27 protein-coding genes are annotated in these 23349 nt (G+C 62.7%); 16 read left to right on the forward strand and 11 right to left on the reverse strand.

All coding sequences use genetic code 11. The features are described from left to right. Positions 1-5: 5 nt before the first annotated feature. From BSY19_RS03225 to BSY19_RS03240, 4 genes are read left to right on the forward strand one after another with little or no spacing between them, the layout of a single operon-like run. Positions 6-1346 (forward strand): nicotinate phosphoribosyltransferase, encoded by a 1341-nt coding sequence (locus BSY19_RS03225; protein WP_069052853.1) that lies wholly within the window; start codon positions 6-8, stop codon positions 1344-1346. Between the two features lie 46 nt (positions 1347-1392). Further along, entirely contained in the window at positions 1393-2187 is a 795-nt protein-coding gene (locus tag BSY19_RS03230) for a hypothetical protein (protein ID WP_069052854.1), read from the forward strand. A 13-nt stretch (positions 2188-2200) separates the two neighbouring features. Next, positions 2201-2920, forward strand: a complete 720-nt coding sequence (locus BSY19_RS03235) for an isochorismatase family protein (protein WP_069052938.1) — start codon at positions 2201-2203, stop codon at positions 2918-2920. Next, positions 2917-3906: an NUDIX domain-containing protein gene (locus tag BSY19_RS03240; RefSeq protein ID WP_069052855.1), complete on the forward strand. Its 990-nt coding sequence runs from the start codon at positions 2917-2919 to the stop codon at positions 3904-3906. The genes BSY19_RS03235 and BSY19_RS03240 overlap by 4 nt, the downstream gene beginning before the upstream one ends. On the opposite strand, the gene BSY19_RS03245 is transcribed toward BSY19_RS03240, so the two are convergent. Together BSY19_RS03245 and BSY19_RS03250 are read right to left on the reverse strand one after the other, a co-directional pair. Further along, positions 3894-4652, reverse strand: coding sequence for a hypothetical protein (locus tag BSY19_RS03245; RefSeq protein ID WP_150129466.1), 759 nt, complete (start codon positions 4650-4652; stop codon positions 3894-3896). The two genes, BSY19_RS03240 and BSY19_RS03245, sit on opposite strands and share 13 nt — an antisense overlap. A 52-nt stretch (positions 4653-4704) precedes the next feature. After that, positions 4705-5085 (reverse strand): hypothetical protein, encoded by a 381-nt coding sequence (locus BSY19_RS03250; RefSeq protein ID WP_069052857.1) that lies wholly within the window; start codon positions 5083-5085, stop codon positions 4705-4707. 122 nt (positions 5086-5207) lie between these two features. Between BSY19_RS03250 and BSY19_RS03255 the strand changes: the two genes are divergently transcribed. Further along, positions 5208-5726 carry a hypothetical protein gene (locus BSY19_RS03255; RefSeq protein ID WP_150129467.1) on the forward strand — a complete coding sequence of 173 codons (519 nt, stop codon included), beginning with the start codon at positions 5208-5210 and terminating at the stop codon, positions 5724-5726. Positions 5727-5730: 4 nt separating this feature from the next. On the opposite strand, the gene BSY19_RS03260 is transcribed toward BSY19_RS03255, so the two are convergent. Both BSY19_RS03260 and BSY19_RS03265 read right to left on the reverse strand, forming a co-directional pair. Next, positions 5731-6414, reverse strand: coding sequence for a hypothetical protein (locus BSY19_RS03260; protein WP_069052859.1), 684 nt, complete (start codon positions 6412-6414; stop codon positions 5731-5733). Continuing rightward, on the reverse strand, positions 6414-7022 hold the full coding sequence (locus BSY19_RS03265) for a YqgE/AlgH family protein (protein WP_069052860.1): 609 nt from the start codon (positions 7020-7022) through the stop codon (positions 6414-6416). The genes BSY19_RS03260 and BSY19_RS03265 overlap by 1 nt, the downstream gene beginning before the upstream one ends. 97 nt (positions 7023-7119) lie before the next feature. On the opposite strand from BSY19_RS03265, the gene BSY19_RS27825 reads away from it, so the two are divergent. Genes BSY19_RS27825 through BSY19_RS03280 form a run of 3 tightly spaced genes read left to right on the forward strand, consistent with a single transcriptional unit; the run spans position 7120 to position 9354 of the window. Further along, on the forward strand, positions 7120-7515 hold the full coding sequence (locus tag BSY19_RS27825; protein WP_171905074.1) for a hypothetical protein: 396 nt from the start codon (positions 7120-7122) through the stop codon (positions 7513-7515). A gap of 38 nt (positions 7516-7553) precedes the next feature. Continuing rightward, the gene (locus BSY19_RS03275) at positions 7554-8378 is read left to right on the forward strand and encodes a metallophosphoesterase (protein ID WP_069052861.1); all 825 of its coding nucleotides are present in this window, start codon (positions 7554-7556) and stop codon (positions 8376-8378) included. Positions 8379-8388: 10 nt separating this feature from the next. Continuing rightward, the gene (locus BSY19_RS03280) at positions 8389-9354 is read left to right on the forward strand and encodes a metallophosphoesterase (protein WP_150129468.1); all 966 of its coding nucleotides are present in this window, start codon (positions 8389-8391) and stop codon (positions 9352-9354) included. A gap of 194 nt (positions 9355-9548) precedes the next feature. On the opposite strand, the gene BSY19_RS03285 is transcribed toward BSY19_RS03280, so the two are convergent. Beyond that, a complete protein-coding gene (locus BSY19_RS03285; protein WP_069052862.1) occupies positions 9549-9893 on the reverse strand; it encodes a hypothetical protein in 345 nt (114 codons plus the stop codon). Between the two features lie 107 nt (positions 9894-10000). Between BSY19_RS03285 and BSY19_RS03290 the strand changes: the two genes are divergently transcribed. Beyond that, positions 10001-10225, forward strand: a complete 225-nt coding sequence (locus BSY19_RS03290; protein ID WP_069052863.1) for a hypothetical protein — start codon at positions 10001-10003, stop codon at positions 10223-10225. 13 nt (positions 10226-10238) lie between these two features. Here the strand turns inward: BSY19_RS03290 and BSY19_RS03295 are convergent, their stop codons facing one another. Further along, positions 10239-12023 carry an ATP-dependent metallopeptidase FtsH/Yme1/Tma family protein gene (locus tag BSY19_RS03295; RefSeq protein WP_069052864.1) on the reverse strand — a complete coding sequence of 595 codons (1785 nt, stop codon included), beginning with the start codon at positions 12021-12023 and terminating at the stop codon, positions 10239-10241. Positions 12024-12184: 161 nt separating this feature from the next. Between BSY19_RS03295 and BSY19_RS03300 the strand changes: the two genes are divergently transcribed. From BSY19_RS03300 to BSY19_RS03320, 5 genes are all read left to right on the forward strand, one after another. Next, the gene (locus BSY19_RS03300) at positions 12185-12826 is read left to right on the forward strand and encodes a hypothetical protein (RefSeq protein ID WP_069052865.1); all 642 of its coding nucleotides are present in this window, start codon (positions 12185-12187) and stop codon (positions 12824-12826) included. 81 nt (positions 12827-12907) lie between these two features. Beyond that, positions 12908-13750, forward strand: coding sequence for a DNA/RNA non-specific endonuclease (locus BSY19_RS03305; RefSeq protein ID WP_069052866.1), 843 nt, complete (start codon positions 12908-12910; stop codon positions 13748-13750). Continuing rightward, positions 13747-14004 carry a hypothetical protein gene (locus BSY19_RS03310; protein ID WP_069052867.1) on the forward strand — a complete coding sequence of 86 codons (258 nt, stop codon included), beginning with the start codon at positions 13747-13749 and terminating at the stop codon, positions 14002-14004. Before BSY19_RS03305 ends, BSY19_RS03310 begins: the two co-directional genes overlap by 4 nt. Before the next feature lie 84 nt (positions 14005-14088). Continuing rightward, positions 14089-14583 carry a hypothetical protein gene (locus BSY19_RS03315; protein ID WP_150129469.1) on the forward strand — a complete coding sequence of 165 codons (495 nt, stop codon included), beginning with the start codon at positions 14089-14091 and terminating at the stop codon, positions 14581-14583. Then, positions 14580-14966 carry a hypothetical protein gene (locus BSY19_RS03320; protein WP_069052869.1) on the forward strand — a complete coding sequence of 129 codons (387 nt, stop codon included), beginning with the start codon at positions 14580-14582 and terminating at the stop codon, positions 14964-14966. Before BSY19_RS03315 ends, BSY19_RS03320 begins: the two co-directional genes overlap by 4 nt. Positions 14967-14975: 9 nt before the next feature. Here BSY19_RS03320 and BSY19_RS03325 read toward each other — a convergent pair whose 3' ends face one another. The 4 genes from BSY19_RS03325 to BSY19_RS03340 form a co-directional block, all read right to left on the reverse strand. Continuing rightward, positions 14976-15446, reverse strand: coding sequence for a hypothetical protein (locus tag BSY19_RS03325; RefSeq protein WP_069052870.1), 471 nt, complete (start codon positions 15444-15446; stop codon positions 14976-14978). A 98-nt stretch (positions 15447-15544) separates the two neighbouring features. Beyond that, positions 15545-16330: an SIR2 family NAD-dependent protein deacylase gene (locus BSY19_RS03330; RefSeq protein WP_069052871.1), complete on the reverse strand. Its 786-nt coding sequence runs from the start codon at positions 16328-16330 to the stop codon at positions 15545-15547. A gap of 39 nt (positions 16331-16369) precedes the next feature. Further along, a complete protein-coding gene (locus BSY19_RS03335) occupies positions 16370-17881 on the reverse strand; it encodes a hypothetical protein (protein ID WP_150129470.1) in 1512 nt (503 codons plus the stop codon). Positions 17882-17936: 55 nt separating this feature from the next. After that, on the reverse strand, positions 17937-18329 hold the full coding sequence (locus BSY19_RS03340) for a hypothetical protein (RefSeq protein WP_069052873.1): 393 nt from the start codon (positions 18327-18329) through the stop codon (positions 17937-17939). A 26-nt stretch (positions 18330-18355) separates the two neighbouring features. Here BSY19_RS03340 and BSY19_RS03345 point away from each other — a divergent pair, with 26 nt between their 5' ends. Then, positions 18356-19768 carry a hypothetical protein gene (locus tag BSY19_RS03345; RefSeq protein ID WP_069052874.1) on the forward strand — a complete coding sequence of 471 codons (1413 nt, stop codon included), beginning with the start codon at positions 18356-18358 and terminating at the stop codon, positions 19766-19768. Beyond that, positions 19765-21264: a hypothetical protein gene (locus BSY19_RS03350; protein ID WP_069052875.1), complete on the forward strand. Its 1500-nt coding sequence runs from the start codon at positions 19765-19767 to the stop codon at positions 21262-21264. The genes BSY19_RS03345 and BSY19_RS03350 overlap by 4 nt, the downstream gene beginning before the upstream one ends. Before the next feature lie 21 nt (positions 21265-21285). On the opposite strand, the gene BSY19_RS27415 is transcribed toward BSY19_RS03350, so the two are convergent. Continuing rightward, a complete protein-coding gene (locus BSY19_RS27415; RefSeq protein WP_150129471.1) occupies positions 21286-23319 on the reverse strand; it encodes a hypothetical protein in 2034 nt (677 codons plus the stop codon). Positions 23320-23349 lie beyond the last annotated feature (30 nt).

The raw sequence follows: 23349 nt of genomic DNA on the forward strand, positions 1-23349 counted from the left end.
CAGACATGACCCACATCGACATCGCCACACGCGTCCATAATCACAACTTCAAGCTGGACCCGATCTGGCGTTCCATGCTCGACCAGGATTTCTACAAGATCCTCATGGGCCAGCTCATCTGGAAGCTGCACCGGAACGTCGACGTGACGTTCGCGATGAAGAACCGGACCAAGGCGGTCAAGCTCGGGCGCGAGATCGACGAGCGGGCGCTGCGCGACCAGCTCGATCACGCCAGGACGGTGCGGCTGTCCAAGGCAGAACGCATCTGGCTCGCCGGCAACACCTTCTATGGCAAGACGCGGATCTTCGATCCCGGCTATCTCGACTGGCTGGCGGCATTCCAGCTGCCGGCATACGAACTCTCGCGCACCGCAGGCGACAGCTACGAGCTGACGTTCAGCGGCCCCTGGATCGAGACGACGTTCTGGGAGATCCCGGCGCTCGCGATCGTCAACGAGATGCGCACGCGGGCCGCTCTGGCCGACCATGGGCGCTTCGACATCGACATCACCTACGCGCGGGCCGAGGCCAAGCTCTGGGAGAAGGTCGAGCGCCTGCAGGCGCTGGGGCGTGAGGGTACGCTGAAGATCTCCGACTTCGGCACCCGGCGTCGGCACTCGTTCCTGTGGCAGCGCTGGGCCGTGCAGGCCATGCAGGCAGGACTCGGCGAGAACTTCACCGGGACCTCCAACGCCCTGCTCGCGATGGAGACCGGCCTCGAGGCGATTGGGACCAATGCCCACGAGCTGCCGATGACCTATGCCGCCCTCACGAACCAGAGTGAGAAGTCGCTGAAGGCGGCGCAGTACCGCGTTCTCGACGATTGGCAGTCGCTCTACGACTCCAACCTGCTCGTCTTCCTGCCCGACACCTTCGGCACGACCCAGTTCCTTCGCGACGCCCCAGGCTGGGTCGCGGAGTGGAAGGGTTTCCGCCCCGATTCCAAGGAGCCCATCGCCGCCGGCGAGGAGGCGATCGCCTGGTGGCTCCGACATGGCGAGGACCCGACCCAGAAGCTCGCGATCTTCTCGGACGGCATGGACGTCGACACGATCGAGCGCTCCGTTCGCCACTTCCGCGACAAGGTCAACGTTGCCATCGGCTGGGGCACGAACCTCACCAACGACTTCCGCGGCTGCAGTCCGCTGGCTGGAAGCCGGCTCGACCCGATCTCGCTCGTCTGCAAGGTGCGCGACGCCAAGCGGAGGGACGAGCCCGGCAAGGCTCAGGGCGCGGTCAAGATCTCGGACAACCCGGAGAAGGCGACCGGTGCCCCCGATGACGTGAAACACTACCTGGCAGTCTTTGGCCATGCTGGCCAGGAAGCCCGGGCAGTCACGGTCTGAGGCCTTCCTTGCACCCCCGCATTTGATTGAAGAGGCAAAGCAAACCATGGCACGCCAGGAAACCTTCCAACGCCATCCCCTCACCCAGACCGGCCGTGTCGGGATCGCGCCTGTCGACATCCAGACCCTTCACGAGGGTCACGTTGTCCTTCTCTCGCACATGGCGTCGGCCTGCGAGGTCGGGATCGTCGCCATCGGCTCGGTCGGCAAGCATGGTGTCGACGGGCATCCCTTCACGTTCGAGCAGCGCAAAGAGATGGTCCAGGCCGTTTTCGGCGACCGGTTCAAATTCCTGCCGCTCAACGACATCGACGCCTCGGCCGACAATGGCGAATGGGTCGCCTACGTGCTGAAGAAGGCCGCCGGGCAGGGCCTGCCGGAACCGACAGACTGCTTCGTCGGCAGCCAGGTCGACGGCAAGCGCTGGTACGCTCCTCACTTCGGCAGCTTCGACCAAGATGGTGAGCTGCGCGGCCTCTCGATGACCTATCGCGGTTCTTGGGAAGGTGGTGTGGACCGCTGTCTCCACGTGATCGACCGCGAGCGCCTCCAGCTTCCGTCGGGCCGCGAGATCAGGGCTCAGATCGAAGCCCGCGATCCCGAGTGGCGAGACCACGTTCCGCCTCTCCTCCACGACTATGTGGAATGGACCTATCCCCCTCACCTGCGGGTGGCGCTCCGGGGCCCCATGCCGCCTTCTTCCAATGACTACCCAGTGGGGACGCGGTTCATCCGAGCCGGCACGAAGGACGTGCTTGAGCTCAAGGACGACGGTCACTGGCGTCCGCAGCAGACCCAGGACGAGAAGGCCGAATATGCCCGCGCCCGGCGCGGCAACTGACGAGGAGACGATCATGACCGCCATCACAGCATCCCCCCTGCTCACCGCCTTCGAAGCCACCTCGCCCCTTCTGGCCCAGGAGGTCGATATCTCAACGGGCAGGACCGGCCTGATCATCGTCGACGAAGTTCATGGCTTCTGCACCGTCGGGCGCGGACCTCTCGCTCCGGCGGTCCCCAATGCGCAGGTTGCGACCATGATCGACGAGACGGCCGCCCTCGCCCGCCGGATCGGGCCCAAGCTCGTCTTCAGGGACAGCCACGAGCCGGGGCAGGATGAGAAGCCCTACCCGCCTCACTGTGTCGTCGGGACCGGCGACGACATGCTCGTCGACGAGCTGGCCTGGCTGGAGAACGACCCCGATACGACCGTGATGCGGAAAGACTGCATCGACGGCGTCATTGCCGGCTTCCGTCCGGACGGCAGCAATGCGGTGTTCGACTGGATCCGCCGGCACAACCTGGTTCGGGTCGTCTTCGTCGGGATCTGCACCGACATCTGCGTCCTCAACCCCGTATGCAGCCTGCTCTCGGCACGCAACCGCGGCCTTCTCGGCGCGCTCGATCAGATCGTCGTCTACGAGCCGGGCTGCGCGACCTATGACCTGCCGCTGGAGGTCGCGCTGGAGCTGGGCCTGCCGGCCTCGGCGGCCCATCCGCAGGACCTGTTCCACCGCATGGGCCTGGCGATCATGCAAAACCAGGGCGCGATCGTCGCCTCTGTGCTCCTGTGACCGCCGGCATCGCAGCCGTCGGCTTGCCGCTGGCGTTTTGGGACAAGGCCGATCTGAGCTGGCTCGATCATCTCCTTTCGACGTTCGACCGCACATTGCTGCTGCTGCCGGGATCCGATCGGCCTCGGTCCAGCCACCAGCACCCGCTGACGATTCACGAGCGCCAGGACTTCCTGGCCTCCGTCTACGGTCCCGCCCTCAGCGAAGGGCGGTTGGTCTGCGCGCCGATGGTCGACGAGCCCTATCGGCCGGGGCTGCGGCTGGCAGCCTGCAGAGAAGCCGTGGACCAGGCTTTCGGCCACGGCTCTGAACCGGTCTTCGTCGCCAGGACGGAGGCGCAAGGCGACGAGCTGGCGCGCTTTCTTCCTGGAGTGGCGCCGGCGATCAGGGAGTTTGGAGGCGCTCGGCCGGCGGCCTCTCTCTTCGGGAAGCTGGAGCTGCCGGAAAAGGCCTCGCTGTGGTTTTCTCGCTGGCGCAGGACCACGGCCGCCGAACGCATGGCTGCGGAACACAAGGACTGCGTCGCATTCCAGAGAACGTGGCGGGGCTCGCCTTTCCCACCGACGTTCAATGCCGGCGACGCAATCGTCATCTGCGGCGACGAGATCCTGCTGATCGAGCGGGACAATTGGCCCTTCAAAGGGCTGCTGGCTCTGCCGGGAGGCTTCCTCGAACGGTGGGAGACGCTCTTCGACGCTGCGCTTCGCGAAGCGGCGGAAGAGGTCAGGGTGAAGCGGGAGGATCTGGAAAAGCTCCTGCGTGGCTCGCGCACGCTGGACTATCCCTGGCGTGATCCGCGCGGTCGCTTCATCTCGCAGGCCTACCTGTTCATCCTGAAAGAGAAGCCTGTGGGTCTGAAGGCAGGTTCAGATGCCAAAGGCTTCCGTTGGGAAAAGTGGGCCGAGCTGTCGCCGCAGGATCTCGCATTCGACCACTGGCACGCGATCAGGGAATTGCTGGAGGCGGTTGCCCTTCAGACCGGCTGAACGCCGGCCTGAAGGGCAAGGTGGTGCAGCACATCGTCGAGCGACATGCCGAGTGCCTCCTGAAGCTGCTTGAGAAGCGCCTCCGTGCTCGCCTTGATCTCAACCGTCACCGTGATCTCGGTCGCGCCCGCGGCGGGCAGTTCGAGGTCAGACATCGAGATCAGAAGCTCCGCAACGATCACGCCATCTGCAGTCAGCTGGTGACAGGCGCCGCCATCGGAGCCCTTGGTGATGCTCACGAAGGCGAGAAGCGGGATCTCGTCGGCGACGCCTTCGCCGTACTTGTCCTTGCCGTGCTTGAGCGGGATTTTCTTGAGCTTCTTGAACAGGCGCTTGCCGAAGGCGCGCAGCGCGCCCTTGACGAGTTCTTCAGCCTTGCCATGGCTGTGACCTGTGGCCTTGGCCAGCCGCCCACCGGAATCGAAGACAGAAAGAGGCCCCTCGTTGGCCTTTGCCGCGGCCAGATAGATCGAGATGAGCTGCACCTGGTTCTCATTCAGCGGCCGATACGTCAGCGCCTCGTAGATCTGCTTCTGCAGCGGGTTCAGTGCCTGATGGCTCGGCGCCGGCGGCGTGGGCGTTAGCTGGGCAGCAGCCGCGGAAGGCTTGGGCTGCGGCAGGTGAAGGCCGGGAAGAAGCCCCTTCGCCGCCAGAACGGCGATGGCTTCGGGTGGCAGCGTTACGCCGTAGACAAGGGTGGGCTGGGCAGTCACAGGAGCATCCTTTCTTAAGTGGCAGAGCGACACTTAAGAAAGCCAGAGCGTCATATCAAGAGGTCAGAGTAACACTCTGAATGGCTCAGGCTGGTCCGGGTTTCGGGCTTGGCGCGACATCGTGCTCGGAAAAGAAGACGCGGCCAGGATCGAATGTTCGAGCCGCTTCCACCGCGGAGGTGTGGAGGTCAGGGTTATTCGGGTACCTCTCTCGGTAGACCTCGGGATCGATCCCGGTCGTGCCCTGTCGGCGCAACTCTCCGACGTCGCCTTGGTTGACAGGCGTGCCATGGAAGCGCCAGCCGCATTCATAGTCCCAGAACGACTTGGTCACGCGACACGTCATGCCGGCATGCCTGATGATCGTTGTGCCGCCAGAGGAATTGGTCACGCACAGCGTCCCGGTCACCAAAGCCTCGTCGCCGACTTCGAGGGGGCTGGGGTAGCTGGGGACGTCCGGGTTCATGGCTGCTGGCTCCTTGTCCTGAAAGCTTACAGGTCGATACCGACATCCACAAACGGAAGGATCGAAGGCATGGCCTGAATGGTCAATCCAATCGCTATCCACGTCAGATCACACTCATCTGGTTGACCCAGCGCGCGCGAAAGACAAGATCCGTAGAGGCCGCCAAGCTCGGTGAGCCGATTTCAGCGAAAGACTGTATTATGGCTATCACGCTGGCTCAGGCCACCAACCACCTCATCGAAGTCAGCAACAAGACTGTCGTGGCGCTGACGGCGTCGCGCGTGGTCTATTTCGCTCACATGCTGCACATGGGTGAAACCGAAGGCGGCCTCCTGGTTTCCGACCGGTTCTTCGCCATGCCGACCGGCCCTGGCACGCCCGAGATGCAGCTCCAGCTCAGCAAGCGCGGACAGGCCCCTCTGCGTTACCCATTCGCCGCCGCTCCGTTCAAGATCGGGCGCGAAGGCGATGCGATCGCAAAGGCCTGGTCGATCATGAAGGACATGTCGCCCGAGCGCATCATTCACGAGGTCCAGCGAGAAAAGACCGCCTTTGCTCGAACCTATGAGCGCAACCGGGTTGCCGCGATGAGCGACCGGTCCATCATGGAGGAGTTCCTCTTCCTGCACGATGACAGTTGACCGATCAGGCGGCGTTTGACGTTTCCAGCCGGGACTTGGCCTCTCGAACCAAAGAGTTGATGTGGAGGCCGCTCAGAAGCGCCTCGATGCCTGACGATGCGTGTTCTGAGCTGCTGGTGCCTGCAGCGAGCCGGTCCATGAGCCAGACGATGACTGCCTCGTGGCAAAAGCTTTCGAACGCATCTTCGTCATCGAAGCCAGATAGATCGGACGGGATTGCTATCCCAGACTGCCGTGCGCGCAGATGTAGCCCACGACGCCATTTGCGCGTTCGTGGTTCATCATCGGCTTTCGGCAGAATGAAGCCACTTGCGATGGAGCTGACCTCCATGTCGCTGATCGGCCGCCGCCACTGTCCGAGCGGCTCTACGCTCTGGAACTTCACGGCGAAAGCCCCGCAGCGAATGCACTTGGCGCCGCCGTTGAGGTATCCGCGTCGCCCCCAGCGGTGATCGCAGGCGCTCTCCTTTTCGAATCGGGCGTACGCGTCGAGCTCGGCGGCCTCGATGGTCGCACCCTCCCCCCGGATAAAACCGCCTGGAGCTGGGAAGGCCTCGAAGAAAGCGGTGCGGTAGGGCGCCTTGCCAAGGACGATGCCGTGGCCACCCCATTGCACAGCGCAGTCAGCCGGCCAGGCCTGAAGCGGGCGCCACGCATCTTGGGCGTGATGTCGAGCGATGATCGGCATCAGGCGGTCCCCTGTTTGTGGAGAAAGCGAATGTCGGTGATCCCGATCAGCTCCAGAGCACGGCTGTATTTCCTGCCGGGGTCGGTCTCGGATTCGAAAACCAGATCTGGGTCGGCTGGGCAAAAGAGCCAGTCGCCGGAGCGAATTTCAGTCTCGATCGCGCCGGGTCCCCAGCCGGCATAACCGAGCGCCATGACGGCGCGCTGGGGACCAGCTGAGCGCGCCATGGCGTGAAGGATGTCCATGCTGCCGGTGTAGGCGACGTTGCTGTCGATTGCCTGCGTTTGTCCCTCGCTGTCGAAGTCGCGGGTGTGCAGAACAAAGCCCCGAGTGGTCTCGACGAAGCCGGCGTCGAGCACCTGGATGGCAGCGGTCTGCGCAGGCAGTCCGATCACGTCATCTTCTGTGACGATCTGGAGCTGCTGCAGCAGCTGCGGAAACGTGATTTCGGGCCTGGGCTTGTTCAGGACAAAGCCCATCGCGCCGTCGGGCGAGTGCTGGCAGACGTAGATCACGCCACGGGGTGCGACGCCGTCCTTGCCGGGCGCGGCGACAAGGAAACCGCCCTCAAGGCTTGTGTGGACAGGTGTGGCAGAACGGATCGTCATGATTCATGATTGTCAGCAGATTCGTGGCCGAGCAAGGAAGGATCGGATGATTGCTCCTTAATCCACGATGATCGAAGCTATGCACCGAATCCCAGGGATGGACATGACCAATCAGAGCAACCACCGCGACCTCCGACCGGCTCGTGGCAGTTTCACGCAATTCCTCGTGGGAGCCTGCGCATCCGGTGCAGCGGCCTACATGCTCACCAGCAGGATTTCCGTGTCTTCGGGATGGGGGAGGTTCTGGGGCTACAACACGTTCGGGCTGGCCTTGCTGCCGCTTCTGCTCGGCATCGGGCTGCTGTTTTTCGGCGGTCGAGCAGCGCTGGCCTGGACACTGATCGCAGTCGGGAGCGCCATCGTCGCCGGCGGCGTCCTCATGAACCTCGCCATCTATTTCCGTCCGACGTCGCTCTTCGACACGCTGGTGATGTTCGGGATGCTGGCGGCCGGGATCGGGCTGATGGCGCGCTCTCTCCAGCCGCGCGGCTGAACTTTCCGGCTTTCACCATATCGAGCGATCATCGCACCATGCTCAAGCGCCTCCCCAAACCCGCCTTCGTCAGAGTTCCGAAAAACACCGTCGGCCGCGACTTCGTCGTGGGCGACATCCATGGGTCGTTCGATCTCGTTCTCAGGGCCATGGATCGCGTCCGGTTCGACCAGGCGGTTGATCGGATCTTCTCGGTCGGCGACCTGATCGATCGCGGGCCCGGATCGCATCGAACGGCGCGCTTCCTGTCCCATGATTGGGTTCATGCCGTGCTCGGCAATCACGAGGCGATGCTCCTCGAGGCTTACGAGGATGGGCAAGCGCACCCCGCCGTACTTGAGTTTCTTCATAGTCGGAATGGATTTGCCTGGTGGAGGGACACACCCGACGAGGTGAAGGCCGATATCCTGGCCGCGGTGCGCCGCCTTCCCATGGCCATTGAGGTCGAGACGGCGCGCGGGCCGGTTGGACTGGTCCATGCCGATGTCCCGAAGGGCATGACCTGGCAGGCGTTTACGGCGGCCTTGGATGCAGGCGATCGCGCTGTCGGCGAGGTTGCGGTCTGGGGTCGAGACAGGATCCATCGACATGACGAGAGCGGCGTCCCCGGAATCGGGCGGCTCTTCGTCGGCCACACCCCGCTGAAGCGAATGGCCAAGATCGGCAATGTCTACGCGATCGACACCGCTGCCGTTTACGGTGTCCTCGAAGCCGACGAGGGTGCGCTCACGTTCCTGGATGTATTGACCGGCACCAACGCGATCCGCAGTGTCGCCAGCATGCAGCGGCCGGAAGACCTCGTCTTCGCAATCGCGCCTGATGCAATCCCCGATGAGCCGTTCTCAGCTCTGATGGCGCCTTGAAGGAGCTTCCTTGGACAAGCTGAACATCGGCGACATTCACGGGCACGCCGACGCTTTGAAGCGGTTGCTGGCGAAAGCCGGCTTCGTCTGCACTCGCGGCGTCTGGCGCAGCAGCGACTGCCACGCGAACTTCGTCGGCGATTTGATCGATCGAGGAGGCGAGCAGCTCGAAGTCATCGATATCGTCCGCCGCATGGTTGACGACGGGTCGGGCTCGATCGTGATGGGCAACCACGAGTTCAACGCGATCGGCTGGGGAACGGAAAATCCGGAGAGGCCTGGCCGTCATTACCGGATCCGCGGCTCGAAGAACCGGCATCAGCATCAGGCCTTTCTCGACGCGGTCGGCGAGGACAGCGACCTTCATCGGGAAGTCGTCGCGTGGTTCAAGACCCTGCCGCTCTGGATCGATGACGGGGATTGCAGGCTCGTCCACGCTTGCTGGCATCCCCGTCACATGGCCGCGCTCGCTCCATGGGTCGACAGCGGCAATGTCCTGACGCCGGAAGGGATCCACGCCGTCCATCAGAGGGGTAGCGCCGCCTATGAGGCGGTCGAAGTCATCCTGAAGGGCCCTGAGGTTGCACTCCCTGCTGGCGTGACTTTCTTCGACAAGGACGGGCATGAACGACGCAATACCCGCATCCGCTGGTGGGATGGCCAAGCCGATACCTATCGCAAGGCGGCTCTGGTCGACGAGACGACGGCATCCCAAATGCCCGACGAGCCCCTGCCCGAAACCGCTTTGGTGCCGTACGACGACGAGAAACCGGTCTTCTTCGGGCACTATTGGATGAACGGCCTGCCCGAGCTGACATCGCCCACGAAGGCATGTCTCGACTTCTCGGTCGCGCGGTCGGGCTACCTGACGGCCTATCGAATGTCGCCCGGGGAGCGGGAACTCGATCCTTCCAGGCTGATCTGGGTTTCAGCTGAGCATGATTGCGAGCCGGAAATCGCTGTCATGGCTCGATAGGGCGAAATCGTTCTCGCATCCGCCGCGCCTTTGCGAGTGCGCAACTGAGACCGTGTTCGCTTTAAGTGGGATTCCGAGACCTTCAGTGGAATCCTGGGACTCGTGCCTTCGCTATGCTCAAGCCGGTTTTGGGGATGCTTCGGATGGCCCGCGAAGCCGGCGCCATCCGAAGATTCGAGCTATGGCTGACGCGGTCAGGCTGGCACGGGAGCCGAGGGAATGCCGGCTGCGTCGCGCACGAGCCGCTCGCCGTCTGTAATCCCGTTGCCGGCGAGGATGAACGCGACCTGTGCTTCCAGACCATCGTTGTTGATCGACGAACCATACCCCTCGGCGTTCGTGATAGCTGCTTCGGCGCCATCGCCGACCTGGTTGGCGGCCTGCGACCCAAGCGCGGCCGCGCCATCCAGGACAAGCTCATCAAGGCAGCCGTCGTCTGATCCAAATGCACGGATCTCGGCGACGAGCGCGTCGATTGCGCCCTTGTTGATGGCTGCGAAGAGCTCGGTCGAGCTGCGATCGGTTTCGATGAAGTCCATAGCCCTGCTCCTGTCGTGAGTTCCGAGCTTCCGTCGACATCACGCATGGGACAACGCTGGTGGCTTGCGAGGGCACCGCTCACTGTCGGTCGAACAGGAGATTACCCATGCCGAAGTTCAGCTTTCAGATCACCAAGGACATCACGGCCACCGCCCAGGTCGAGGTGGAAGCCGATACGATCGAGGCCGCCCAGGAGATCGCCCTGAAGCCGTCATGGTTCAACGACCCGGCCAACGCCACGTTCGAGATCGACGACGAGAACCTGGCCCGCAGCGCCTATCTGCCCGATCCGGACGAGTACGAGGAAATCGCGCCGACGCCCTCGCCCTGAGGCGCCGCAGTCGTCACGCGGCCACGACGAGGCTAGCGTTCGCGCTGGCGGTTGCCTTGCCGACAATGGCCCGCATCTCGTCGCCGCTCAGGGTGTCGACCTCCTCGAAGCGTGCGATGAGAGCGTCGAGTGCGGCCTGGTTATCGCGCAGTAGCGACAGGGCTCGCACGTAGCGCTCCTGCAGAAGCTGCTCAACCTCCTCGTCAACCCTCTGCTTGGTGTGCTCGGAGATGGTCCGAGCCGAGAACGGACTTGCCGTATCGATTCGGCTTGCCATGGTCGAGCCCATCCCGAAACGAGCAACCATGTCACGGGCGATGCGCGTCGCCTCCTGGCTGTCGGCCGCGGCGCCGCTTGTGATCGCGTCGGGACCGAATTTCAGTTCCTCGGCGGCTCGCCCGGCCATGATCACCACCAGTTCTGCCATCAGCTTGGATTTGCGCAGCAGGATCCGGTCCTTGATCGGTAGAGCCGCGACGTAGCCGAGGGCGCGACCACGCGCGGCGACAGTCCCCTTGTGGATGGGGTCGCATTCCGGCTGCAGGATGTTGGCCAACGCATGCCCGGCCTCATGGGCGATGATCGTGGCCATTTCATCCGCATCGATCATGAGGCCGCTCCGATGGTCCCCGCCCAGGAGCTTGGCGTCGCGTGCTTCCTCGAAGTCCGCCATCCGGACCTGGAAGTCGGAGCGCTTACCGGCCCGCAGAGCCGCTTCGTTCACCAGGGTGGCAAGATCGGCGCCCGAAAAGCCGGGCGTGCCGCGTGCAAGAATGGCGAAGTCCACGTCGGGCGCGATCTCGACGTCCCTTGCCGACACGGTGAGGATCGCTTCCCTGGCACGCTGGTCGGGCGCCGGGACCGTGATGTGCATATCGAAGCGACCTGAGCGAACCAGGGCTGGATCGAGCACATCGATGCGGTTCGTGGCGCCGATCACGATGATGCCGGCGCTCGTTGTCAGGCCGTCGAGCTGCGTGAGGAGTTCGTTCAGCGTGTTGGCGGAGTCGTTTTCGACCGACCCGGAAGTGTCAGATCGCCGTTTACCGACCGAGTCGATTTCATCGATGAACAGGATGCAGGGTGCCGCCTTGCGAAGCTGCTTGAAGATCGCTCGCACTCGCGCTGCGCCGATACCAGCGAACATCTCCTGGAAGGACGAACCCGAGACAGCCATGAAGGGAACTCCCGCCTCGCCGGCGACGGCGCGCGCCAGAAGCGTCTTGCCGTTGCCGGGATCACCAGCCAGCAGGACACCCCTGCGTGGCTTTGCGCCGACAGCCTCGAACTGCTGAGGATCTTTGAGATAGGCCACGACATCCATCAGCGCCTGCTTCCCCTCATCGGCGCCTGCGACATGTGTGAACAACGTCCGCTCGATTTGCGGCCGGGCCTTCTCGAATGAGCCCATGCGGAACTTGTTGCGTCCCATGCGGACGACAAAAATCACGACACCCATCAGCAGGATCATGCCGAGCAGCTGTGCGATCAGCCCGAAAATCGCCAGCGTGAACCCGGCCGCATTGGGAGGTGACGCTGGGAACTCGATATCGACGCCATTCTTGGCCAGGTCGATGGCCCATATCTGGTTGAGCGGGACACGGATGGTCGCCACCCGCCCGTCCCTGGTCGTGACCACAGCCTGCTGGTCCTCCCGGACGACGATGGACTTGATCTGGCCCTCCTGCCCGAGGCGAAGCGTCTCGGAAAACGAGAGAGGAGACGCCACCGTCTCGGCAAGAGCCGGCTGCGACGCCAGAGCAACACAGACGAGGAGGATATTGAGAAAACGGCGCATTGATCCTCGGTGGGACTGATACAGTTCGAGGAACAAAATCGCATGGAGGTGGGGCGAGTTAAAGGATCGTAATCGCTATCCACCGAATTTGATCGGCATGATGGTGAACGTGCCGGCGCCTCGTCCTTGTCGATTTCAAGATCGGATAGCACGCTTGGCTGATGATCCGGACTCACGAATCCGACGCGATTGCCCAGCGACTGGGCCTGGAGATCATGTGTGATCTCGGTTCGGGAGATGATGGCTCAGCCTACCTGCTGGAAGACGGTCGGGTTCTGAAACTCACCGGCTCGATGACGGAAGCCGCCATATCCTACGCCTTCTCGCTCCGGGCAAAGCTTCATCCGGCTTTTCCAGCCATTCACGAAGTGCATTGGTTCAAGAGCTCGGTCGAGATCCAAGGGACACAGCGTGAATTCGTCCGTTACGCGATCCTGAGGGAAGAGATCGCAGAGGTACTGGAAGATCCCAGCCGAGGCGAAATCGAGCTCTGGCGACGCGCGTCTTCGATGTTCGGGCAGGGTTGGCAGAACAACCAATTCCCGCTGATCGATCAGGCGATCGCAATGTGGCCAGGACGCGGGCTGCTCGGACTCTACTCCGGGCTCTTGTGGGCCAGGGTCCACCTGGGGTTCGACATCGGCGATGTGCGTGGCAGCAATATCGGGCGCCGTGCCGACGGCTCTCTGGTTTTGCGCGATTTCGGGCGTGCTGTATTGCCGGAAGCCGTGCTGGCCTGCGCACGGACACTTGAGTTCCCTGAAGTCCCCGACGAGCCCGGCATGCTGCCACGTATGGGATGATCCACCGTTATCTTGGTTGGGTGCCGGCTCTGTAGGCGCACCCTCGTTGTTCCTTTCCTGGCGATCGAGCAAAACCGTCTGATGACATCGCATCGGATCATTGCTTCAATCCTTTTCGTGCTCGCCGCGGCACCGGCGCAGGCGACGGAATGCCCAACGCTTTTTCTTGGCGGGCGCCCACCGGAAGTCGCTCAGGAAAGCCTCGCGGCAAAGACGAGACCGCTCTGCTTCAAAGCCTTCTCCGTACTGCACTCGGGCGTCACCCGGACAGCCCTGTGGTCGGCCGAGCGCCTGACGCGCGATAGCGTCGGCGATGCGCGGTCTATGGAGCGGGTCAACACTTTCAAAGCAGAGATGAGGCTGCCGGCCACCGAGCGCGCCGAGTTGTCCGACTACAGCCGATCAGGCTTTGATCGGGGGCACCTGGCGCCGTCTGGCGATATGCCCGATCCCGAAGCTCAGGACGAGAGCTTCTCGTTGGCGAACATGATCCCGCAGGATCCAGACAACAATCGCAACCTCTGGGCAGCCATCGAAACCGCCGTGCGCGATCTCGCGATCCGCTCGGGTGAGGTCTACGTTGTCACTGGCCCGATCTTCAGCGGAACCGATTTGAAGGCGTTGCGAGGCAGGGTGCTCGTGCCCACCCATCTGTTCAAGGCGGTCTATGACGGTCGCACGCGCCGCGCCGGCGCCTATATCGCGGAGAATGTACCGGGATTTGGCTGGAAGGCGGTTACGCTGCTCGAACTTCAGGGATACACAGGCATCGACGTCTTTCCGGCTTTGCCCGCGCAAGCCAAGGCAAGCCTGATGGATCTGCCTGTGCCGCGGCCGCGCGCCGCGAAATCGACGCCGTCGAATGAGTCAGCCGGGTCGGTGGCGTGGGATCTGGCGAAGCGCGCGATGAAGGTCTGGCAATGAAGCCGTTTTCGGACGATGGGACATCGATCACCATCGGTGACATGACGATCGAGAATGGCGAGTCGGAGGTCGCATTCTTCGGGCAGCTCAAGATCACTGCCGACAAGGCGGGCCTCGACCGCGCAGCAAAACTCCTTGAGATCGTCACATCGGTCCATGCAGCCTTGGCGAGCAGAGCTGACCTCCCAGACATCATCGAGACTGTCGACGCTGATGCCGTCACGACGGTCAAGAACCCGTTCGAAGCCCCATAAGGGCAAAGGCTCGAACCGCACCCTCTCGGTTTCATCACGGCATGGCATCATCCCTGGATCGAATGATCGCAAGGGACGACAAGGATGCGGCCGGCCAGGATTTCCATGCACGAGCCCCAGTGGTTCGTGTTTCATCAGCGCAGCCACCGCAGCGATGGCAGCGTCGTCAACATCGGGCATCTGTCGCGAATCGCAGAGGCCGAGGTCGATCTGCGAAAAGCCCTCGTTCCCGACTGCATCGGCTACATCGGCGCAGGCCATGACCTCGAGGAGGCCCTGCGCCGCGCTGTCGCCATCGACCAGCATGGCGGCTGGGAGTTCGTCGATCGGGTCAGCCTCGCCGAACTGGACTATCTCGAAATCGGCGCTGGCGAAGATCGCCGCGGTGAGGCTCGAAGCCTGCTTCCAGAAGCCTTCGTGTCGAGCTCGATGGTCGGGATCCGAACGTCAGACATGGCCAGCCTCGACACGCTTGGCCGGGCGGGGATCTCCTTCACGGCCGCTGCCTCAACCCTGACTGGGAACGATATGTGGCCCGAGGATCCGATGGATGAGGACGTGGGAGGCCCAACGCCGTGACCAGGGAACAGCTGGATGCGATCGCATACGCCGATCTGCCTGAAGACATGCAGGTGCTGATCGGGGATTTTCTGGAGCTCGAAGAGGACGACCATCCGGCGGCGTTCTTGGTGACCTTGGTGGATGTCGACACCCTTCCCTACGTCGCCCTCGATGAGCGGGATCGGGGTGAAGCTCACGCCAGGGACATGGATCTGAGCGAGACCCCGCCCATCCTGATTGCCGATGGCCAGTTTCTCGACGGCAAGCATCGCCTGTTTCAGGCCAGAGAGACCGGCGTCGAGCGCCTGCCTGCCATCGACCTCTCAGGGATGGTTTCCGCTCACATGCTTCGATGCAACGGCATGGGCGAGATCGCTGTCACAACGACACCCCGCCCCTGACGTTCACTGTCACGGACGGGGCTGATTGGCAGCCGGCGAGAAGAAGCGGCCGACGATCTCGTCGACCACGCTCGGGTCGAAGCCGGCCGCTCGAAGCGTGCGCTCGTCGAAGCTCGGAGAGCCGTGGGTCCAGGGAATTTCGAGCTCCACGCGATCGTCGGGCGCGCCAGTCAGATTGACGATGACGCGTCCGAGCACACGAAGACCTCTTGAGCGCTCGGTGAAAGCGTCGAAATGACCCCAGAAGCTGACCCCTTCAGCTTCGAGCGCCTTGGCGGCATCGAGCACCCCATGAATGGGCTCGTCATCATCGAAGTCGATCGAGAGGGCGGTGCCGGCCGTCACCTCCGAGAGCAGCTCGGCCAACGAATGCTCATGGATACCCGGCAGATCGTCGCTGGTGGCGCCGGCCTCTTCAAGCGCCGGGCCGAGCCGAGTCATATCTGCAGGCGTCGAGAACAGGATGCTGGCATTGGCCATAGGGCTCTCCTCATGAGGCACCCTGAAATGATGCAGCGGGCTTATGCGATGGGCAAATCCCTGTCTCGGCTGCCGGGTGCGCTCTTCCAGTCGCATGTTCAGAAGGCGGGGTCGGGTGATCCCTGCTCATGTTCTGCGGGTCGTTGCAGGGGCGCGCTCATCAACCAGTCGATCAGGTGTTCCAACCTGGCCGCGGTATCGATGGCCCGCCCATGCAGGACATGGTTGAAATGACGATCGTCGATATGGACGACTCCATCCTTGTCTCCTCTGTCGGTTGTGAGATTGGACAGGATCGTTCTTGCGCGGGACTTCCTCGCGAGATCACCGATCTGGATTACCTGGCCGCTGGTACCGGATACGAGAAGCACGTCCTCGGGGCCGAGTGAGCTCAGCATCTTAAACATTTTCGGGTATTCCGGGGCAGGCTCGTAAAAGAAGACGACATTGGGCTTCACGCCTCGCCTGGAATTGCAGGCGCAACGGCCACCCTCGGGCCAGGCCTCATAGCCGACGTCCCAGACGCGGCCGCAGGCGACACATCGCATTTGCGTCAGCCGCCCATGCAAATGGATGACGTCTTCGCATCCAGCCCGCTCGTAAAGGTCATCGACGTTCTGCGTCATGATGACCGCCCCATGGCGTTTCTGCAGCCTTGCTGCGAGCTGGTGGGCGGCGTTAGGCGATGCGCTCGCCAGCTGCGCGCGTCGCGCATCGTAGAAGCGATGGACGCTGGCGGATCGATCCCGCCATGTGAGGTAGTTTGCGATCTCGTCGACCTTGTGGTTCTCCCACAGGCCGCCGGCATCGCGGAACGTCTGGAGACCACTGTCGGCGCTGACGCCTGCTCCACTGAACAGAACAAGCCTGCGATCACGCTTCACGAGGTAGCTCCATGACCCAGGCGGCAACCCGCAGCTTGCTCATTTGCGAATGCTCGACTGCGTGCTGGAAACCGGCAGCTGGGTCGTGACCCAGGTCCAGCCGCCTTGTCCCTGTCCGGCCGACCGCGACGTCTCGGCGCTGAAGCCAACCTCTTCCAGCATGCGCGTCAGCCGCAGCCTCAGCGCTTTGCGATCATCCCTCCAATGGAGGTCGCCTGCCAGCGCGTCGGCGATCCGGTCGTAATTGACGCCATAGAGACCAGCATTGCGGAACGTGTTGATCTCGATGAGGTCGATCATGTCCCCGTTCGAACCGACGTCGATCACGAAGTTGTCGGGGAGCGCTGTCAGAGCGCACTCGTCTTCGCGCATAGAGCGCAGGAACTTTCGCACCAGCCTCGTCATGCGCGCGACAAGCGCGCGATCTTCCACGAGCTTGCTCGAACCACGATCATAAGGGCCTGGCCCCGCGGCCGGCTGGTCGAGGACTGCCACATGAGGGTCGAGGCGCATCGCATGCGCATCCAGGATCGTCGAGCCCCGATGGGACGCCGTGGATGCCACGATGCGTCCAGCAACACAGAAGAAGCGATGCTCCGACCGAAACGGGCGGAATTCCTGGACGAGGAACCGCGCCTTGCGGTCATCCACAGCCCCTCGCTCCACCAGTCGGATGAAGCTCATGCCCATCGCGGCCAGACAGGCCTTCAGGGCATCATCCGGGCAGTGCACACCGGCAAGATCGATAACCCAGGTTCCGCCTTTCAGCCGGCAGTCCTTCAGGAAGGCAAGCGAATGGCCCAGCTTGGCCATATCGGCCAGGACGGCGCCGAGATGCCGCGTTCCTAGAACCTCCAGAATGGTGCGTGAAGCCGTGGCCAGAAAGGAGGGAAGCGTCCAGTAGGGGTTGACCTGGCGATACCCCTCTTGAACTTCGGCCTCGGCTTTCTTGCTCAGCCGACGCTTGGTCCGCTGGCCGATGGCGTTCCTGCCGACAATCCAGCTTTGCTTCGTGGAATGGATGAAGAGAGCGAAATGAAGCCCTCTACCTGCGAGGGCCAGGGCGACCTTGGCATCCTCAAGGATGTGCTGTTCGCGCGAGCGAGCCTGTTCTGCGGAAAACCGGCCGGCGGCCTCGATCAGGTTTGCGTCAGAGGATTGTGCCCGGCCCGCCGCGATCCTGCTGCGGCATCGGTCCAAAGCGTCGACAGGAAACGGCTGGCTGGGGGTGGGTTGGTATCCGACGATACGGGCGAACTCATCGACATCGTCGACGAGTTCGTGCCAAAGCCTGCGCCAGTCCTCACACAGACGGGTAGCTCTGTCGCCGTAGGCCTTGCCCACCAACGCGATGATCTCGGTTGTCGGCAGATGCCTCGCTCGCATCAGCAGCGGCGTGGCGCCATATCCCATCGCCTCGAATTCGGTGTCTTTGGCCAGCGGCAGCGCGCGAGCCTTCTCCGAAAAGAATGCCCCAGCCGGAAAGTTCTCGAACGGCTGTCTCAGATAGGAAATGGCGGCTTCACCGTCTGAAACTGGCTGATCGTCCATAGTCCCGCCCGTCGTCATCTGGACGACGGTAGAGGATCTTTTGCGGAACGATCAATCAATCAATTCGGCGATCCACCAATTCCTGCCGGACGACGACGACCTGAGCTTCGCTATCGAGATCGTTGGGGCGGCCGACCCATGACACCAGCTTCAGGACCCCGAGGATACCCAGGAACGCGACGAGGAAAACGATCAGGCCAAGGAGAAGGTCGGACACGGATGCCGCGGGATCGAGCGCGATCAGGCGTGAGAGGCTGCCAAACAGTGGCGCGGCCGCAAACAGTGCGGCAACGATGAAGGCAACGAGGACCGAGCCGGATCGGCGCTCGGCGAGCGGTTGGGAAACACGCATGGCAATCTCCTGACTGCAGATGTCCATCCTCAACCAGGCTACGGCGAACTTGATCCCAAACCTCGCCGTGTGGTGGCTTTCAGCCGGTTGGCGCATGCTATAGCTCCTGCGCGGAGCCTGAGATGAAAGTCACGATCCCCTTCGAGTTCGAGCTCAAGCAACTCTCTCATCAGCGATCGCGCGGCCACTTTCTGCGTTTCGCTGTCGAGAACACGATCGAGGTCGACGTCAGGGAAGTGGATCCGGCCGATGCGCCTGTCGCGGTCGAGGTCGATCTCGCCGTGGCCGGCGCGGCTCACAGCCACCCCCTTTTTCGCAAAAGTGATACGGCGTCGACGCGAGTGGTGCGCTGGGTCTCCGGAAATTTCTATGTCGACCAAGGACCTGTCTCGGCGCTTGAGAATGTCCATCTCGGTTGGTCTGAGCCTCATGTCGGACCGTTCCGGAGAACGCGGTTGCTCCAGGGCGGCACCGAGCGAATGCGGAGGCATGTTTCTGCCTTCGACACGGCGAAAACGAAGGCGAAGGTGGCGGAGGCCGTCGCTGTCATCCACGAGGCTGTCGACCGGGTCATCGTGGTCGGCGGGCGCGTCATGGAGCAGTGCCCTGAGCCTGTTCGTGTGGTCACTCTTAAAGGCGTCGTCGGACTTGGCTTCGCCCCCGCAACGCCTGGTGTGGAACTGCCGATCGGCGGGCAGAACCTGCAATCAACATGGGACCACAAATTCGCGCACCTGATCGACCATGACGGAGGCGCTCCTGCTGGCGTCAGCGTGCTGATGCCGGAAGTGCTCGGCGGCGACCTCGCTGTCGGGGTCGAGATGCGCGCGCTTCGCGATACACTGGGCGAGCTCATCCGATGCGCCCAACAACTGCCGCTTCCCAACCTGGTAGCAACCCGACGGCTGCGCGAGGCAGTTGCCGGGGTTTCGGTTCATCCAGACGAGCGAGTTATCGAAGCAGTCGAGGCTTTTCTGGCGGCCGGTCGGAACGACCGGCAGTTCGATGCCATGAGGCAGGCATATGATTATGCATATCGGCGTCACCCCCATACACGTGAGGATCTTGTCGATATCGCACGCCGAACGACCGCGCAGAGCATGAGCCGATTGGCCGAGATCGTTCCAGCGATGCGCGATCATGTCGGGCGCCGTCTCTACCAGGCTGAAAGCGCAGACCTGGTCGTCATGCCAGAAAGTCAGGCCGGCATGAGACGCGCTCACACGAAGGGGGAGGTCATGCGTGCGGCAGTGATTGCCGGTGTCGACCCTGTTGCATTGTTCGACGGAGCTTCGGCAGGCCTGATCGACGTGGTCCTGATCGAGGAAGGGCTTCCCCGAATGCGGTTCAAGGACGGTCAGGAGTTCAATAGCGGCTTCACCCGAAGCACGATTGTCGGCGTCAGGATCACCGAGCCCGGGCACTCGCCGTCATACCATTTTGCCCCTATCGCCCACCCTGAAGTGCGGGCCGAGGCGTTGCATACCGCCTATCCCGCGCTGGAGCGCAACCACGGAATGGAGTGCGCGCCATGAGGATCTCGATCCCGCATCACTATGAAATCCGGATGCGCAAGCCGCGGCGACGCACGCTTGAGAGCGGGTACAACTTCGCAATCGCCGAGGTCGACATTCCTGAGGCGAACCTCGGCGATGTGCGTATGGTATTCGAGGTCGCATCCCTTGCCGAGCCCAGCAAGGGATCGCATCGCGCGTTCATGCCGATGATCAACGATGATGGTTCGCTCCGTCCTGCCCGCGTCGTGGAGATCGACAACCGACTTTACGTCGAGCGCTGCACGGTCGCCGATCTGAACGACATTCCCGCGATGGCAATCGAGCGCTCGCCCTTCGAGGTCTCGCCTGAGGGCTACTATTCGCACGAGACCATCATGGGCCCGCGCGCTGATGAGCGCGGAAACCTCCCGCGCGTCGCTCTCGGCAGGGACGAGCTCAACCGCAAATCGGATGAGGGTTTTGCCGAGATCCACGACGATCAGGGTGCGCACAGCGAGACACTGCTGGCCTTGCGCGCCAGCGAGCTGCGCGTCGTCGATGGCAGCGTTTTCGTACCGGTCGCAGAACCTCGTTTCCTGGTCGTCATCGAGCAGGGTGCCGGTCAAGGCACCGATGCGCCTGAACCCGACCGCGTGAAGATCTGTGTCACAGAAAGCGGCCCAAGCCACGCTGCGTTCAGATGCGTCTATGGCGACGAGAGTCGACGGGCATTCGGACTGCAGACGATGAGCTTTGCGATCGACCGGTTCGAGCAGGCCAAGGCATACGCTGCCTATCTGCAGGCAATCGTCACCGAAGAGGCGGTTGGGAAAGGCCTTCCCGCGTGCGAGATGGCCGCGTGGCCGTTGATCGGTGTCATCGATAAGGCATCCGTCCTTTTCGACGCTGATCATGGTATTCGGTGCGCCATTACAGCCGCGCTCTCACCCAACCACCTCCTTTCCTACAGTGAAGAAGTTCTGGCGACGTGGGCCGACCTCCGAGATCTCGGCCTCACGGCACGACATGGCACGGCCGCAACCAGGGAGGCCCTGCGTGCTTTCGGTCAGGCTGCCGAGGCCGATCCCGCGGTGCCGGACTGGTTGAAGACCATGATCCAGATCGCACTGGACGAACATGCCATGGCCCTGGAGACAGGGCGTGCGTGGCTGGCACCCAGCCCCATTGCCGACACCTACGATGAAGCTGCGACGGCCTGGCAGATCGAAGGGTGGACCAGCCTGCCCCGTCCAGTCGCTCGCCAGATGATCGCGAGAGGATTCACGCCTGGCGTCGACCGCCTTGTGCTCGCAAAAACGCGCGAGGGGGAAGCCGGCTCGGTGGTGGATTTCGCGGCGCCCAAGGCAGCTTTCATCTTCGCTGATGCGGCCTCACCGATTGAGACTGCGAAGCTGAGCGGCAACAATGCTGCCCTGGCTCAACTCGAAAAGGTTGCCGCCCTTCACTGCGAGCATTCGCGTGAACGCTATCCGGAACTGGGCGGCGACGACCTCGCCGAGCTGCCTGCTCTGTGACCGGCGGCTTCTGCCGACCCGTCAATGAGATCGGGTGAAAGCTGCGCGATAGTGGCTCAGACCGAGACGGTCGAGCTCAGCCTTGAAGTTGTCGAGCCCGGTGGCGAGATCCCGCTGCATTTCGGCGACCTTCCTGCTCTGCGCAGCGACATGGGCAGGAGATCTGTCTCCCGCCGGGATGGCGTCGAGCCGCTTCTTCTTCCTTAGATCGTAGGCCGTCATCGCCTCAGCGATGATCTGCGGGTCGAGCCGCGAAAGCCGGAGGAACGCCTCTGAAACGCTTTTGGCGAAGCGATCGCATGCGGCCTTGGCTGATTGCTGGAGAAGCGGCGCGCCGCTCGAAGCATCGGTGAGAAGGAGATTGTTCTGGGCAACGGTTCCGTTTTTGATGACCAGCCGGCCCTGCACCAGCGCAATCGTGCTGATCAGATCGGAAATGAACAGCTCGGATGAGCGGATCTCGATCGTCTTGTCGGAGATGATCGCGATCGCGACATCCGTGCCATCAACATCCAGCACTGTCGACGGATAGCTGAGAGGACCGGACGGCGGTGAATCGATCGGAGCCGGAACGTTCCTGACCTGGTTCCTGGTGAGATGGGCGGTGCTCGCCTGAACCACGAGCATGCTTTCACAGTGGAGCTTCAGCGTCTCCAGGATCTCACTGAGATAGGCGAGGCTGAGGTTCATCGCGCGATGCCAAGCCAGCCCGTCAGGAAGCTTGCGCAGGCCTTCCACGCAGTCTTGAACCCTGCCGGCCCAGTCGATGGCATCGAAATTCCGGGTGGCCCTGGCCGTTACCCAGGCATCCTCGCGCGCTTTCTCCATGGCAAGCTCGATGGCGCTGCCAGTGATGACGCCGTAAAAATTCAAAAAAGAGTCCCACTCGGACGTTGTGCGAGGCGCTCGGTCTTGGCCAAACCGAACCAAGTGACCGAGATGCGCGCTGCCGAAGCCGTGGGCCGCCCGCGGCGTGACATGCTGGATCGGAGCCAGATCGACATATGATGGCCTGTGCGTGGTGGTTGCGACACGGGCGTCCGCTTCCGCGATGGCATTTTCGAGCATCCGGATCGGGTTGAACGGATTGCTCGGCTCCACTGAAAGCTCGAAGTGCAGCAGGTCCACCAGGAGAGGGTGGCGTGATACCAGGTCCCATAGGGGGCCACCCTCGTCGCTGACACGAGCGAGAGTTCCATACATTGAGCTGGTTGGAGCATGGGCGGCCGCGAGGACTTCAAGGGCGTCGCGATTGAGACAGTCGAATAGACCGAAATGGTCCCCATCGATCACCCTGAAATCGCTGGATGGCCAATACCCCAAATCGTCCAGGGCATCTGCCAGGCACTCTGCAGATACGCTCTCGCTATCATGGCGCATCTGGCCAATGGAGCGCGCCTCGAGGCCCTCCATCTTGCGAGGGTATCTTAGACAGATGATCTCCGAGCCGTCTGATTTGACGAAGAGATGGAAAAACTCCTCGCCCGAAGATCCCGCGGCCTTAGAAGGTGTCCAAACGACACCCTCGCCATCGGCGCATGTGAAGCGCTCGTGCTGACGCTTGCCGAGATGTCTGGCCATGCTCGCAAGCCGCAATTCGGCGGGAGCCCGTCCGACGGTTTTCGTTTCGCACGCTGTTGGCTGTGCAATAGCCCAGACGCCGGCGACACGATCATCGGGGATACCCGCCTGTCGCAGCACTTCGATCTGGTGAGATCTGCGAGCATGCCGTGTCTCGCCGCTCACGAGCTCGTCTTCGAGATGTGATTCTGTCCCAGGCGACAATGCGCTGCCGACCATATCCTGGAGAATGGCGCTGGCGGCAGCGCTGTCGAATCTGAGTTTCTGCCCGGCCAAAGCCATTCTGAGACGCAAGAATGCGATGTTTTCTGCTGCTAGTGACGGAAAAACGAAGACGTGAGAGACGCTGTGGGGCGACGTCGGATTCGCCGCCGATTCATCGGGCGCGCCTTTGGCGGGACGCTTGCGCCGGGCAATGGCCTGCTGCGCGCGTGACGTGCGCTCGGGAGACGGCGCTGGGGTCGTGTTGGTCACTGCACGAGGCATGAGGTGAACACTTTTGCT

The sequence above is a fragment of the Bosea sp. RAC05 genome, from assembly GCF_001713455.1.
Lineage (GTDB): Bacteria > Pseudomonadota > Alphaproteobacteria > Rhizobiales > Beijerinckiaceae > Allobosea.

Coding starts and splice junctions, on each gene's coding strand:
- BSY19_RS03290 (WP_069052863.1), top strand. CDS start 10,001: ATGCCGAAGTTCAGCTTTCAGATCACCAAGGACATCACGGCCACCGCC.
- BSY19_RS03225 (WP_069052853.1), top strand. CDS start 6: ATGACCCACATCGACATCGCCACACGCGTCCATAATCACAACTTCAAG.
- BSY19_RS03285 (WP_069052862.1), bottom strand. CDS start 9,893: ATGGACTTCATCGAAACCGATCGCAGCTCGACCGAGCTCTTCGCAGCC.
- BSY19_RS03295 (WP_069052864.1), bottom strand. CDS start 12,023: ATGCGCCGTTTTCTCAATATCCTCCTCGTCTGTGTTGCTCTGGCGTCG.
- BSY19_RS03305 (WP_069052866.1), top strand. CDS start 12,908: ATGACATCGCATCGGATCATTGCTTCAATCCTTTTCGTGCTCGCCGCG.
- BSY19_RS03300 (WP_069052865.1), top strand. CDS start 12,185: ATGATCCGGACTCACGAATCCGACGCGATTGCCCAGCGACTGGGCCTG.
- BSY19_RS03335 (WP_150129470.1), bottom strand. CDS start 17,881: ATGGACGATCAGCCAGTTTCAGACGGTGAAGCCGCCATTTCCTATCTG.
- BSY19_RS03250 (WP_069052857.1), bottom strand. CDS start 5,085: ATGAACCCGGACGTCCCCAGCTACCCCAGCCCCCTCGAAGTCGGCGAC.
- BSY19_RS03340 (WP_069052873.1), bottom strand. CDS start 18,329: ATGCGCCAACCGGCTGAAAGCCACCACACGGCGAGGTTTGGGATCAAG.
- BSY19_RS03265 (WP_069052860.1), bottom strand. CDS start 7,022: ATGACGATCCGTTCTGCCACACCTGTCCACACAAGCCTTGAGGGCGGT.
- BSY19_RS03230 (WP_069052854.1), top strand. CDS start 1,393: ATGGCACGCCAGGAAACCTTCCAACGCCATCCCCTCACCCAGACCGGC.
- BSY19_RS03325 (WP_069052870.1), bottom strand. CDS start 15,446: ATGGCCAATGCCAGCATCCTGTTCTCGACGCCTGCAGATATGACTCGG.
- BSY19_RS27825 (WP_171905074.1), top strand. CDS start 7,120: ATGGACATGACCAATCAGAGCAACCACCGCGACCTCCGACCGGCTCGT.
- BSY19_RS03310 (WP_069052867.1), top strand. CDS start 13,747: ATGAAGCCGTTTTCGGACGATGGGACATCGATCACCATCGGTGACATG.
- BSY19_RS03260 (WP_069052859.1), bottom strand. CDS start 6,414: ATGCCGATCATCGCTCGACATCACGCCCAAGATGCGTGGCGCCCGCTT.
- BSY19_RS03275 (WP_069052861.1), top strand. CDS start 7,554: ATGCTCAAGCGCCTCCCCAAACCCGCCTTCGTCAGAGTTCCGAAAAAC.
- BSY19_RS03345 (WP_069052874.1), top strand. CDS start 18,356: ATGAAAGTCACGATCCCCTTCGAGTTCGAGCTCAAGCAACTCTCTCAT.
- BSY19_RS03350 (WP_069052875.1), top strand. CDS start 19,765: ATGAGGATCTCGATCCCGCATCACTATGAAATCCGGATGCGCAAGCCG.
- BSY19_RS03315 (WP_150129469.1), top strand. CDS start 14,089: ATGCGGCCGGCCAGGATTTCCATGCACGAGCCCCAGTGGTTCGTGTTT.
- BSY19_RS03235 (WP_069052938.1), top strand. CDS start 2,201: ATGACCGCCATCACAGCATCCCCCCTGCTCACCGCCTTCGAAGCCACC.